This window comes from Streptomyces virginiae (assembly GCF_041432505.1).
GTDB lineage: Bacteria > Actinomycetota > Actinomycetes > Streptomycetales > Streptomycetaceae > Streptomyces > Streptomyces virginiae_A.
The window spans coordinates 7,959,046-7,972,024 of sequence record NZ_CP107871.1; the positions used below are offsets into that span (position 1 = coordinate 7,959,046).

The 12,979-nt window shown below is 72.4% G+C and carries 11 protein-coding genes; 9 read left to right on the forward strand and 2 right to left on the reverse strand.

Annotation, left to right across the window (positions count from 1 at the left end):
* Positions 1 to 140: 140 nt before the first annotated feature.
* Both OG624_RS36775 and OG624_RS36780 read right to left on the reverse strand, forming a co-directional pair.
* Positions 141 to 1,253 (reverse strand): DUF1152 domain-containing protein, encoded by a 1,113-nt coding sequence (locus OG624_RS36775; RefSeq protein WP_371640418.1) that lies wholly within the window; start codon positions 1,251 to 1,253, stop codon positions 141 to 143.
* Positions 1,250 to 2,698 carry a coproporphyrinogen-III oxidase family protein gene (locus OG624_RS36780; RefSeq protein WP_033216030.1) on the reverse strand — a complete coding sequence of 483 codons (1,449 nt, stop codon included), beginning with the start codon at positions 2,696 to 2,698 and terminating at the stop codon, positions 1,250 to 1,252. Before OG624_RS36780 ends, OG624_RS36775 begins: the two co-directional genes overlap by 4 nt.
* A gap of 257 nt (positions 2,699 to 2,955) precedes the next feature.
* Here OG624_RS36780 and OG624_RS36785 point away from each other — a divergent pair, with 257 nt between their 5' ends.
* From OG624_RS36785 to OG624_RS36825, 9 genes are all read left to right on the forward strand, one after another.
* Complete coding sequence (locus OG624_RS36785; protein ID WP_371640419.1) at positions 2,956 to 4,227, forward strand: ATP-grasp domain-containing protein; 1,272 nt, start codon at positions 2,956 to 2,958, stop codon at positions 4,225 to 4,227.
* A 5-nt stretch (positions 4,228 to 4,232) separates the two neighbouring features.
* Complete coding sequence (locus tag OG624_RS36790; RefSeq protein ID WP_161293820.1) at positions 4,233 to 5,555, forward strand: ATP-grasp domain-containing protein; 1,323 nt, start codon at positions 4,233 to 4,235, stop codon at positions 5,553 to 5,555.
* Positions 5,552 to 6,805 carry an MFS transporter gene (locus OG624_RS36795; protein WP_371640420.1) on the forward strand — a complete coding sequence of 418 codons (1,254 nt, stop codon included), beginning with the start codon at positions 5,552 to 5,554 and terminating at the stop codon, positions 6,803 to 6,805. The genes OG624_RS36790 and OG624_RS36795 overlap by 4 nt, the downstream gene beginning before the upstream one ends.
* A complete protein-coding gene (locus OG624_RS36800; protein ID WP_371640421.1) occupies positions 6,802 to 7,812 on the forward strand; it encodes a GNAT family N-acetyltransferase in 1,011 nt (336 codons plus the stop codon). Before OG624_RS36795 ends, OG624_RS36800 begins: the two co-directional genes overlap by 4 nt.
* Before the next feature lie 44 nt (positions 7,813 to 7,856).
* The gene (locus tag OG624_RS36805) at positions 7,857 to 8,909 is read left to right on the forward strand and encodes a DUF2804 domain-containing protein (RefSeq protein ID WP_371640422.1); all 1,053 of its coding nucleotides are present in this window, start codon (positions 7,857 to 7,859) and stop codon (positions 8,907 to 8,909) included.
* 93 nt (positions 8,910 to 9,002) lie between these two features.
* Positions 9,003 to 9,680, forward strand: coding sequence for a helix-turn-helix transcriptional regulator (locus OG624_RS36810; RefSeq protein WP_371589386.1), 678 nt, complete (start codon positions 9,003 to 9,005; stop codon positions 9,678 to 9,680).
* A gap of 32 nt (positions 9,681 to 9,712) precedes the next feature.
* Complete coding sequence (locus OG624_RS36815) at positions 9,713 to 10,213, forward strand: DUF3291 domain-containing protein (RefSeq protein WP_371640423.1); 501 nt, start codon at positions 9,713 to 9,715, stop codon at positions 10,211 to 10,213.
* 86 nt (positions 10,214 to 10,299) lie between these two features.
* The gene (locus OG624_RS36820) at positions 10,300 to 10,944 is read left to right on the forward strand and encodes a dihydrofolate reductase family protein (RefSeq protein ID WP_161293809.1); all 645 of its coding nucleotides are present in this window, start codon (positions 10,300 to 10,302) and stop codon (positions 10,942 to 10,944) included.
* A 172-nt stretch (positions 10,945 to 11,116) separates the two neighbouring features.
* Entirely contained in the window at positions 11,117 to 12,958 is a 1,842-nt protein-coding gene (locus OG624_RS36825) for a glycoside hydrolase family 15 protein (RefSeq protein WP_326749794.1), read from the forward strand.
* Positions 12,959 to 12,979: the final 21 nt, after the last annotated feature.

Below are 12,979 nucleotides of genomic sequence, written 5' to 3' on the forward strand. Positions count from 1 at the left end.
GGCATCCGATCCGGGGCGCGCCGTACCGGCGCGGCGCGGGCACCCGGCCGCGGGGGCCGGGACACCGGCGACACCCCTGAGGACGCCGGTGTCCCGGCAGCGTGGAACGGCGGACGTCACCCTCGTGGGGGCGGTCGCCGTTACGGGGTGAGCCGCAGGAGGGGGGTGTCCGTCGTGAGGACCGCTCGGAGGGCGGGGATGTCCGTCCAGGTGAGGCCGAGCGAGCGGGCGGCGTGGCGGAGGGTGAGGTGGTCCGTTCCGTCGGCCGCTTCGTGCAGGGACTTCATGGCCGTGTCCCGGTCGAGGAAGGCGATCTCCCGCGTGGGCCGGTCCCGTTGGGACGTTCGGGCGCGCTCGCTCTCCAGCCCGGGAATGCCGGTGAGCCGGTGGGAGACGTCGGCGGCGGCCCCCAGGGTCGCAGGGCGCTCGGCGACGAGGGCTCGGGCGACCACGTTGTGGGCGATCGCCTCCGGCAGTGGCAGGGGGTGGAGGCCCGGGGAGGTGTCCGTGAGGTGGATGACGGTGCGGGCGGTACGGACGGTGCCGCGGGAGCCGTGGATGGCCGCGGCCCACAGCGCGGACGCCTCGGAGGGGTGCCAGGCCAGTGCGCGGGCGGCCGCGGTCGCCGCCTCCCGGTCGGGGACGAGGGGGCGGTATCCGCCGAGGCGTTCGAGCAGGAGCCGCTCACCGATCTCGCCGTCCAGGCCGAGCCCCGCGACGTGGACGGTGGTCGGGATGCCGGTGAGGTGGCAGGCGGCGAGCGTGAGCGCGTCCCCGAACGGGCTGCACAGGTCGGGCTCGTCCCCGTGGGTCAGGATGTCGCCGCCGATGTCGACGACGCGGATCCGGCCGCCGCCCGCGGCTTCGGCCATGGCTCCGATCTGCCGTGACAGGCAGGCGAGCCCCCGGGCGGGGTCGAGGAGCAGCAGCCGGGCCGGCAGGTCCCCGGCGAGGGCGGGCAGGGTGGATCCGGCCGGCGGGCGGGCCCGGGTGGCCGGCGTGAAGGCCGCGAAACCGCCGCCCCGGATCCCGCCGCCCTCGTGCACGAGCCCGTCGAAGTCGCGTTCCCCGAGGGGGCCGCCGGCGGCCGGGTCGATCTCGGGGCGCTCCCACGCGTAGGTGGCGATCAGCGGCGCGCGGGCCGGGTCGGCCGGGTTCGCCGGGTCGGCCGGGTCCGCCGCGAGGGCGTGGGCGGCGATGAGGGTCCCGAGCGCGTCGCCGCCGCCACCCGCCGCGATGTACAGATCGCTCACGCGACTCCCTCGCGCTCGCGCAGGTCGATGCCGGTGATCCGTACCGGTGTCGCCCCCATGTTCCGCCGAGCGCGCTTGTTCGCCGCGTGGAGGTTCTCGTAGTACGCGCGGTCGAGGTCCTTGACGGACCCGGAGTAGAACATCCAGGACAGCACGTCGCGGTACTTGAAGCCCTTGGGGGTCAGTTGGACCCGTCGACCGAGGCGGTGGATGAGCCCGTTGGACTCGGCCGCGTCGAGGACGGGCTCGAATTCGGCGGCGTGCTTCTGGTAGCCGAAGCGGTCGAGCTCCGCGAGGTCGAGGTCGAAGGTGTCCAGGACCAGCCGCTTGCGGACGAGCTCCTCGGCGGTCAGTTCGAAGCCGGTGACGGGCACCAGCTCGTGGTTCCTGGCCCGCTCGATGTAGTCGGCGACCTCGGCCGCCGAGGGCTTCACGCTGCCGCACATGTAGTCGAGCACGCTCGTGTACGAGCGGGCTCCGACGCCGAGGCCGAGCAGCGGTACGCCGTGGAAGGTGAGCACCTTCTGGACGTAGCCGCCGCGACCGGGCTTCTTGTAGCGGACGGAGCCCTCCTGGACGTAGCCGTGGTCGAGGAACACCTGGCGGGCGTAGTCGTAGCGCTCGTACAGCTCGGGCTGCCACATGTACTGGTAGGCGCCGGTCCTGGAGAACCAGGCGTCCGGCCGCACCGTGAGGAAGTAGGTGCTGATGGTGGTGGGCCGGAGTGCGGCCAGCTCGTCCACGCTCTGGCGCCAGGTCTCGGGCGTCTGCCCCGCGAAGCCCATGATCAGGTCGGTGGACAGGTCCGGCAGGCCGAGTTCGTGGGCGGTGCGGACGGCGCGGCGGATCACATTCTCGTCCTCGCCGCCGCGGCCCGCCTCGCGGATCTCGCGCGGGACGAGGGACTGGATGCCGACGTTGGCGCGGGTGAGGCCCATGTCGATGAGGGCCTTGAACTCGTCGGGCGCGTCGGCGATCGACGACGGGGTGGCCTCCACGGCGACTTCCTCGGCCGTGGAGCGCCAGTTGGGGTAGACCTCGCCGATGGTGGTGAAGATCTGCTCGAAGTGGCGGGGCCCCAGCAGTGCCGGGGTGCCGCCGCCGATGTAGATGGTGCGTAACCGCCGGGCCTGGATGATCTCCGCGTGATCGCGGATCTGGGTACAGAGGGCGTCGGTGTAGGCGTCGAAGACGTCCTCGTCGGTGCTGATGATCGTGTAGAGGTTGCAGAAGCCGCATTTGCGGTCGCAGAAGGGGACGTGCAGATAGAGGTTGAGCTCGGGGACCTGATGGTTGGCCAGATCCCTCGCCCAGACGTCGGGCACGGTCCACCTGCCCTCCGGGAGCGGACGGTACGTGGAGCGGGGCGGGTACGAGTACTGGTAGGGCGGAATGACTCCCTGCTCGATGTGGTCGGCGAGCTCCTGGTGCAGGCTGCTGGTCACGGTGTTGCCTTCCCGTACGGGTTGCCAGCGCGGGTTTCCCCGGCCTGGCGATCCGATCACGGGACGCTCGTCCGGCTCCATCGGGCGGGCGCACCAAATACCCGGCGGCTACTGACCGGTTCGTTGGCTGTTGCTCCAAAAGCCCACGCTGTGAGGCGAGTTCTTTTCGTCTGTCAGGCCGATAGCCCCCACCCCCACCCCGCGGCTTTGCTGGAGGAATGAAAAACGGGGCGGGCCCGCGCGGGCCGGGAGTGCTGGTGATCGAACCGATGGGGAACGCGGGACGGTTCCTCGTCGAGGCGGCAGACCGGCTGGGGGTGCGCCTGTACGCGGCCACCCACAAGGACGTCCACGAGGGCTACCCGCAGTGGCTGCGGGCCGCCCTCGCGGGGGTGTGCGCGACCGACCTGACGGATACCCCGAGTGCGTTGGGGGACATGGACGCCTTCTGCCGGCAGCACGGCATCGCCGGTGTCGCCCCCTGCTTCGAGCTGTTCACCCCGCTCGCCGCGCTGCTCGCCGACCGGCTCGGCCTGCCCGGGAACGATCCCCGGCTCGCACGGGCGGCCAGGAACAAGATCGAGATGGGGGAGGCGTTCGCGGCGGCCGGGATCCCCGCACCCCGTTGGGCGGTCGCGCACGACGCCGCCGAGGCCTACCGGGTGGCGCGGGGGCTCGGCCGGCCGTTGGTGGTGAAGCCCGCGGAACAGGGCGGCTCGTGGGGCGTGTCCGTGGTCGACGGCCCGGACGGCTCGGACGCCCAGCACGCTACGGGGGCCCCGCACGGCCCGGAGGCTCCGGAGGTCCCGGAGGGGCTCGCCTCGGCGGTCGCCGCGGCCCGGCGGTTCACGCACGCCCACCCGCACGGCCTGGAGCTGGACACGCGGGTCCTGCTGCAGGAGTACATCCCAGGGGGGGAGTACTCCTGCGACACGGTCGTCGCGGGTGGGGTGGCCTACCCTCTGCCGGTCGTCGCGAAGGACACCACCGAGGGCCGGTACCGCATCGAGACCGGGCACACCTGCCCGTCCGGTCTCCCCGAGCCACTGGTCAGGACGGTGCAGCACCTCGCGGCGCGGGCGGCGCTCGCCGTCGGCGTCCGCAACGGCATCGCGCACACGGAGGTGAAGATTCCGCCGGGCACGGAGACGCCGTACGTGATCGAGACCGGCGCCCGCCTGCCCGGGGACAACCTGTGCGAGGTCGTCGAGGCCGCGACGGGAGTCAGCGAGGCCGTGGCCCACCTCCAGGCCGTGCTCGGCCGGCTGCCCGACACCGTCCCCTCCCGTACGGCGGCGGCGTCGATCCGATTCCTGCTGCCCGAGCGCGGCGGGGTGCTGCGGCGGGTGTCCATCCCGGACCTGCCCGGTACGCACGGCGAGGTGCACCTGGCGCCCGGGACGCCGGTGCCGGAGCCGGCGGACTCGAGCTGCCGGATCGGGCACGTGGTGGCCCGCGCGGAGACGGCGGACCAGGCGCGCGGGCTGGCCGAGCGGGTGGCCGCCCGGTCCCGAGTGGAGATGGGCTGAAACGGGTGCGGAAGATCGCCTTCTTACGGTCGGTACGCATCCAGCGCGCCGACCCCTACATCCAGCAGGCCGTCCGCGGGCTCGCGGCCGACGGGATCGAGGCCGGGCTGTTCCACACCAGTGGGACGGTGGGGGACGAGGACTTCCCCGGCCACCGGGAGCGACTCGATCGGTCGGTGACGCCGCGGGAACTCGCGGACGCGGTCGCCGCCTGGGGGGCGGACGCGGCGGTGTCGATCTCGCTGCCCTGCGAGAACGCGTTGCGGGATGCCGCGGCCAAGACCTTCCTCGACGCCGCGGGCATCCCGACGGTCATGACCCCCCTCGCGGCGACGATGCTGCTGGTGGACAAGTGGGAGACCAAACAGCTCTGCAAACGGGCCGGGCTGTCGGTGCCCGAGGGCTTCCGGGTCGACTCCGATCTGCTGGCGGGGCGGGGCCTGCCCGTGCCCGGCTACCGGGACGCGCTGCGCGCGCAGGCCGAACGGATCGGCTATCCGCTGATGTCGAAGCCCGTATGGGACTCGACCAGCATGGGCATCCGCACCCTGCGCTCACCCGCCGACCTCGACGGCTACCTCGACGTCCACCGCGCACCCGTCCCGGCGCCGCCGGGGGCGGTGTCACCGTCGGTGTCGCCGTCGGTGTCTCAGGCGGTGTCCCAGGCGGTGTCGGCCGTGGTGGAGGAGGTCGTCGAAGGCGACCTGTGCAGCGTGGACATCGTGGGTCACCCCGGCTCGTACCAGGTCCTTCCCCTGTGCTGGACCGGACGCGCCGGCGTCGAACCGGTGTTCACCTTCGCCGATCTGCGCTGGTGCGGTCCCCGCGAGGAAGCGGACGCCGCGTTCGCCGACGTGGCCCGCACGCTGAAGGTCTTCTGCGGAAGCCTGGGAGTGCACGGGTCGGTGAACGTCGACATGGTCTACACGGGTGGCCGGTTCGTGATCCTGGAGATCAACCCGCGCGTCGGCGGCGCCACGACCCTCTCCTGCGCCGCCTCCGACACCAACACCTTCGCCACCCTCGCCCGCATGGCCCGCGGCCTCCCCCTTCCCGGAGCCACGGCACAACGGGTCGGCTGGGCCGTCGAGTTCCTCGCCGGGGACGGCATCCCGCCGGCGGTGGTCGTAGAACTCCGCCGACGGGTCAGGGTGGTCACCGCGCACGAGCTGGTCATCGACGGCACCTCCCACGGGGACATCGTCGTGATCACCCTCGCCGAGGGCGAGGAGGAGCGGACCGTGAAGGCCCTGACGGAGCTGCACGAGGCCACCGGCTTCCCCGCGGCCGATGTCATGGCCAAGATCACCTCCCTCTTGAACCGGTGAGCGCGGCCACCGACACCCGCCGCCCGCGCACCGCGGCGGACCGCCTCGGCCTGCCCGCACTGCGCGGGCACGGCCTCTTCATCACCGGCAACCTGATCGACTCCGTCGGCAACGGCATGCTCCTGCCCCTGGGGCTGCTGTACTTCACCGACGTCCAAGGCCTGCCCCTGGCGCGGGTGGGCGCGGCGATGACGGTCGGTCAGGCCCTCGCGCTGCCCGTCACGTTCCTCGCCGGACGCCTCATGGACCGCATCGGCCCCAAAAGCGTCGTGGTGTGGGCGAACATCCTCTCCGCCGCCGGGTTCGCCCTGTTCCTGCTCGCCCGCGAGCCGTGGCACGTCGCCGGTGTGTACGTCCTCGTCCAAGCCGGCATCAACATGTACTTCACCGCACAGCGCACCCTGATCACACACGTGACCCGGGCGGAGGAGCGCCGCTCCTGGTTCGCGTTCACCGGCTCGCTGCGCAACGTCGGCCTCGCCGCCGGGTCCGCCGCCGCGGTCGGTGCCCTGACCGTGTTCGGGAACGGCTCGCTGCGCTGGATGATCGCGGTCGATGCCGCCACCTACCTCCTGGCGGCGGCCTGCTTCGCCGCGCTCACCACCACCCCACCCCGGCCGGACGGTACGCCGCCGAGCGTCCTCGTGACCCGGGCCGACCACACCCGCCGCTACCTCCTGCTCGTGGCCCTCAACATCCCCTACGTCCTCGCGCAGGCCGCCCTCGCCGTCCTCGTCGCCGTCTACACCACCCGCGCCCTGGAGCTCCCCGCCTCGGCGGCGAGCATGCTGTTCGTCGTCAACACCGTCATCGTCTCCGCGTGTTCGACCGTCGTCACCGCGCACGTGGCGCCCAAGGTGCCCCGCCATGCCGTGGTCGCCGGATACCTGATCATGGCCTTCGGCATGTGGGCGTTCGCGCTGCCCGCCCTGCCCGGTGCCGCCTCCACCGCCTGGGCCGCCCTCGTCGTGGCGATCGTCCTGTTCAGCCTGGCGGAGATCCTCCTCGGCCCGGCGCTGAGCGAACTGTCCGTGAGCCTCACCCCCCAAGCGGCCGGGGGCTTCACGCAAGGCCTGTACCAGTTCTCGTGGGCCGTCGGCATGGTCGCCGCCCCCGCCCTGTTCACCGCACTGCTGGAGGCCGGCCCCCTCCTCCCGTGGGGCGTCGAAGCCGCCGCCTGCCTGCTCGCCGTACTCGCCGCGCCCGCCCTCAAGGCCCCCAACCGCCACCGCCGAAGGAATCCCCGTTGATCACCAGCATCATCGAGTCCATCCATGAGGTCCCCGCCGCCGAGTGGGAGCACCTCGCCCGGCCGGCGGGCCTCTACCTCTCGCACCGGTGGCTCGCCGGCGAGGAGGAAGACCCCACCGCCACCTGCGCGTACGCGCTCGTACGGGACCTCGACGGCACCCTGCTCGCCGCCGCCCCCCTCTACCTCGTGCGGGAGGAGCCGAACGACAGCTACCGGCCCGAAACCGTCCTGCCCCCGCACCTGCGGCCCCGCGTGATCGCCGGCGCGCGCCGCGGCTACCACAACACCCCGCTCACCGCACCCGGCCTCGGCCCCGGCCGGCGGGACGCCTGCCTCACGCTCCTCCGGGACGCCGTACGCGGCTTCGCCGACCACCACGGCACGACGCACTGGTGGCCCTACCTCACCACCCCGGCCGCCTCCCGGCTCGACCCCCTCTACCCGGACCCGGTCCACCACCTGGAGGACGACGCCCTCATCCCGCTCCCCGGCGCGGGCATCGACGACTACCTCGCCTCCCTGCCCTCACAGCGCCGCGTCGGCATACGCCGCGAACGCCGCGAGTTCGCCGCGACCGTCCTCGACGTACGTCGACAGGCGCTCGCGGACTGCTCCGAGGCGGCGGCGGTCCTCCTCGCCGGACACCAGCAGGAGCACGGGCACGACCGGGACGGCGTGGACGCCATGACCGGTCTGCTGAAACGGCAGGCGACCACGATGGGCGACGAAGCGCGGGTGGTGGCCGCCTACGACGAGGACCGGATGATCGGCTTCTGCCTCTTCTACCACTACGGGACCACGACCTGGATCCGCGCGGTCGCCCACGACCGCCGGCACCCGGCGCCCCACCTGTACTTCAACCTCATGTACTACCTGCCCATCGAGGACGCCTACGCCCACGGCACGACCGCCCTGCACGCGGGAATGACGACCGTCGAGGCCAAGCGCCGTCGCGGCGCGGAGATTTCGGGCCTCTTCGCCCTGATCGACCGGCAGCCGTCCTGACGTTCCGCCCGCCCCGCCCGTCCCCGGGCCGGTAGGGTCCGGCCATGGCCACGCACGAACGTGAGATCGTCGCGCCCGTCGACCTGTGCCGTCCCGACGGCAGGATCGCCCCGCAGGCGATCGGCTGGTCCCGCACGCCGCTGCACCGCTGCCGGATCCCCGGCTGGGGGCGGACGAAGCGGTGGGAGTACTGGTGCGTGACCACGCCGACCCACCTGGTGGCCCTGACCGTGAGCGACCTCGACTACCTGGCCCTGAACTCGATCTACGTGCTGGAATACGGCACGGGCGGCAGGGAGTTCGAGCGTACGGCGATCGTGCCCGGCGGATACGGTGTCCGCCTCCCCGACACCGTCGCGGGAGCTCCGGATCCGGCGTCCGCGTCGCTCGTGGTCGGACCGCCGCGGCCGGTCAGGGGCCAGGTGCGGATCGAGATCCACGGCGAGGGCCCCGCCACCCGCCTACGGGCGCGCTGCGTCGATCCGCGGGGCCTCCCGGTGGAGGTGGACCTCCTCGTCGGGATGCCGGCCGGGCACGAGACCCTCTCCGTGGTGGTGCCCTGGGACGAGCGACGCTTCCAGTACACCTCCAAGCACACGGCCCGGCCCGCGACCGGCACGGTCCGCATCGCGGACGAGGTGCTGGCGTTCGGCGAGGACGCCTGGGGCACCCTCGACCACGGGCGGGGCCGATGGCCCCGCTCGGTGGTGTGGAACTGGGGTGCCGCCTCCGGGCGTACGGACGGCCGCACCGTCGGGCTGCAGTTCGGCGGTCGCTGGACGCGCGGCACCGGGGCGACCGAGAACGCGGTGTGCGTGGACGGCCGGATCAGCAAGATCGGCCAAGAGCTGGAGTGGCGCTGGTCCCGCGGCGATCACCTGGCGCCGTGGTCGATCCGCAGCCCTGGGGCGGACCGGGTGGACCTGGTGTTCACGCCGTTCCACAACCGGTCCACCCGCACCGACATGGGTCTCCTCGCCAACCGCACGGATCAGTGCTTCGGCCACTACACGGGCTCGATCCGCACGGATGCCGGCGAGCGGATCGACGTGGACCGGCTGCTGGGATGGGCCGAGGACGTCCGCATGCGCTGGTAGTCCGCGAAGCGGCGGGGCCGACGGGGCCGACGGGGTCGGCCGGGGTGGACTTCGCCTTCTATATCCAATCCGCGTTGTTCCTAGAATGGTCGCGTGAAGGATATCGATGCGATCGCGGTGTTGCAGGATCCGGTGCGGCGCCGTCTGTACGAGTACGTGGTGGCGCAGGGCCGCGAGGTCGGCCGCAACGAAGCCGCCGAGGCGGCCGGGGTGGCCCGTACCCTCGCCGCGCACCATCTGGACAAGCTGACCCAGGTCGGGCTGCTGGAGAGCGGCAGTCGCCGGCTCACGGGTCGCTCGGGGCCGGGGGCCGGTCGTCCGGCCAAGGTGTACACGCGGGCGCGGGTCGAGCGGTCGGTGTCGCTGCCCGCCCGCGACTACCGCACCGCCGCCGAGCTGCTCGCCGAGGCCGCCGAGCAGGCCGGGCTGGATGCCGTGCTGTGCGCCGCCGCGCGCCGCCGGGGCGAGGGCCTGCGCGGCTCGGCGGCGCCCTGCGGCGGCCTGGAGGAGGCCATGGAGACGCTGGCCGCCCGGGGCTACGAACCGCACGTCGAAGCCTCCGGCGGGGTCGAGGGGGGTGCGCCTGTCGTCCGGATGCGCAACTGCCCCTTCCATGCCGTGGCCGAACGCTTCCCGCCGCTCGTCTGCGGCATGAATCTCGCGCTGCTGGAGGGGTTGATCGGCGCCGACGGCCCGGTCCGGGCGCGGATGGACGCCCGGCCGGGGGAGTGCTGCGTGGTGCTGGAAGATTCTAAAAACAATGAGCATTGACATAGAAAATGGAGCTGTGCTGGGATGAGGCCATGACCGAAGCCCCGCATGCCGCCGGCCACCTCGCCCAGCTCAACGTCGCCACCCTCCTCCACCCCTTCGACGACCCGCGCATGACCCCGTTCGTCGAGATGCTCGATCCGGTCAACGCCGCCGCCGACGCCGCGCCCGGCTTCGTGTGGCGGCTCGTGGAGGAGGGGGCGGCCGACGCCACCGGCCTGCGCCCGGCGGGTGAGGACGTCGTCGTCAACCTGTCGGTGTGGCGGACGCAGGAGGCCCTGTGGGACTTCGCCTACCGCAGCGGGCACCTGGAGGTGATGCGGCGGCGCCGCGAGTGGTTCGCCCGGCACGTCGAGGCGCACATGGTGCTGTGGTGGGTCCCGGGCGGACATCTCCCGACCGTCGGCGAGGCCCTGGAGCGCCTGGCGGACCTACGGGCGCACGGGCCGTCCCCGCGTGCGTTCACCTTCGCCTGCGCCTACACCGCCGCCGAGGCCGCACAGCACCTCGGGACCGTGGAGGCGGTGCGGTAGCGGCCGGTCTCCGGCGCGGCGATGAGTTCGCGGCCCCGCACGGGTCTATCCCTTGACGCAGACGACCGACTCACCGGGAGCACGCCATGGGCCTCATCCACATCGAGATGTTCGCGACCCTCGACCTCGTCGGGCAGGCACCCGGCGGCCCCGACGAGGATCCCGTCGGGTTCCCGTTCGGCGGCTGGCAGGCGCCTTTGCTGGACGAGGTGGCCGGGGCACAGGTCGGCGCCGCGTACGAGGGCACGGACGCCCTCCTGCTCGGCCGCCGGACCTACGACATCTTCGCCGCCTACTGGCCCCACCAGCAGGGCGGCGAGGACGACGACATCGCCACGCTCTTCAACCGCGTCCCGAAGTACGTGGCCTCCCGCGGCAGGCCCGACCTCTCCTGGGCCGGCTCCACCCAGCTCGGCCCCGACCTAGCCGGCGCGGTGCGCGAGATCCGTGACCGCCACGAGAACGTGAAGGTCGTCGGCAGCCTGAACCTCGTGCAGAGCCTCCTGCGCGAGAAGCTTTTCGACCGCCTCGACCTCTGGCTGCACCCGATCGTGCTCGGCGTCGGGAAGAAGGTGTTCGACGACGGCGCGGTACCCACCAACCTCACCCTCCTCGCACCCCCGGTGGCCGGCCCGAAGGGCAGCGTGTACCTGCGCTACGGGCGCGCCGACGGCGTTCCCGCGACGGGGGACATGAGCGCCCCCGACCGTGGTGTCGCGAGCGAGGGCTGAGACCCGCGCGCACCCGGTGGCCGGGCTGAGCCGTCCGGGCGGCCGGGAAGTCCCACGGCGCACACCGTGGGCCGTGGGGGCCCGGCTCAGCGGGACGGTGCCGCGGGCCCGGCATACGCTGGATCGGGGGGCCGAGATCCGGGCGGCGACGCATGCCGGAAGGGACGCCCTGATGGACGAATACCCGCTGATCGAGAACCACGGCCTGATAGGTGACCTGCAGACCGCGGCGCTGGTGACCTCCGACGGAGTGGTCGACTGGTTCTGCTGCCCGCGTTTCGATTCGCCCAGCGTGTTCGGGGCCCTGCTGGACAAGGGCAAGGGCGGCCACTGCACGGTCCGGCCGGCCCACGCGACGTACGCGACCAAGCAGTTGTACCTGCCCGACACCGCGGTGTTGGTGACCCGCTTCATGACCGAGGCCGGCGCCGGCGAGGTCGTCGACTTCATGCCCCTGACCGGCACCACGGTCACCGGACGACACCGGCTGGTCCGCATGGTCCGCTGCGTACGCGGCAGCATGGCCTTCGACGTCGAGATCGCGCCCCGGTTCGACTACGGGCGCAGGTCGCACGAGCTGCACCTCACCGAGAACGGGGCGGTGTTCACCGCCGACGGCACCAGCCTGACCGTGCACACCATCAGGGAGCCGGAGGACGAACGGCTGGGCCGCGTCCTCACGGGCGAGCACGACGTGCACCTCACCCTGCGCCTGCAGGCGGGGCAGCAGCGCGGGCTGATCCTGGAGTCCGCCGCCGACGGGCCGCCCCGCCAGATACGCCTCGCCGAGTACGAGGAGCTCTTCCACGCCACCATCCACTACTGGCGGAACTGGCTGAGCACCTCCCGCTACACCGGCCGCTGGCGCGAGGCCGTGGAGCGCTCCGCCGTGACCTTGAAGCTGATGACCTACGCCCCCACCGGCGCGGTGGTCGCGGCCCCCACCACCGGCCTGCCCGAGCAACTCGGCGGCGAGCGCAACTGGGACTACCGCTACACCTGGATCCGGGACGCCTCGTTCTCCGTGTACGCCCTGCTCGGCATGGGGTTCACCGAGGAGGCGAAGGCGTTCATCGGGTGGCTCGGCGACCGGATCGAGGAACGGGCCGGCGAACAGGGCGATACCGGGCCGCTGAACATCATGTACGCGGTCGACGGCTCCTCCGACCTCAAGGAGGAGACCCTGGACCACTGGGAGGGCTACGAACGCTCGGCGCCCGTCCGCATCGGCAACGGAGCGGCCACCCAACTCCAGATGGACATCTACGGCGAGGCACTGGACAGCATCTCCTTCGCCCAGAGACACGGCATCCACCTCGGCTACCGCGGCTGGAAAGGCCTGCTCCACGTGCTGGACTGGCTGGCGGAGCACTGGGACTCGGCCGACGAGGGCCTGTGGGAAACCCGCGGCGGGGCCCAGGACTTCACCTACGGCCGCGTGATGTCCTGGGTGGCGTTCGACCGCGCGCTACGACTCGTCGGCGTCAGCGGCCGCCCCGCACCGGCGCAGCACTGGAGCGCCACCCGGGACCGGATCTTCGAACAGGTCATGGAGAAGGGCTGGAACGAGGAGCGCGGCGCCTTCGTCCAGCACTACGGCAGCCGGGTCCTGGACTCGTCGCTCCTGCGCATGCCCACCGTCGGCTTCCTCACCCCTCAGGACCCGATGTGGGGCTCCACCCTCGACGCGATGGAGCAGGAACTGGTCAGCGACAGCCTGGTGTACCGCTACAACCCCGAGGCATCGCCCGACGGTCTGCGCGGCTCCGAGGGCACGTTCTCGCTGTGCACCTTCATGTACGTCGACGCACTCGCCCGGGCCGGACGCATCGACCAGGCCCGCCTCGTCCTGGAGAAGATGCTCGGCTACGCCAACCACCTGGGCCTGTACTCCGAGGAGATCGACCTCACCGGACGCCAACTGGGCAACTTCCCGCAGGCGTTCACCCACCTCGCCCTCATCGACGCGGCGATCACCCTCGACGCGGCCCTGAACCGGGGCTCCGCGCCGTAGGTCGTGTCCCCGGGCCCCGAC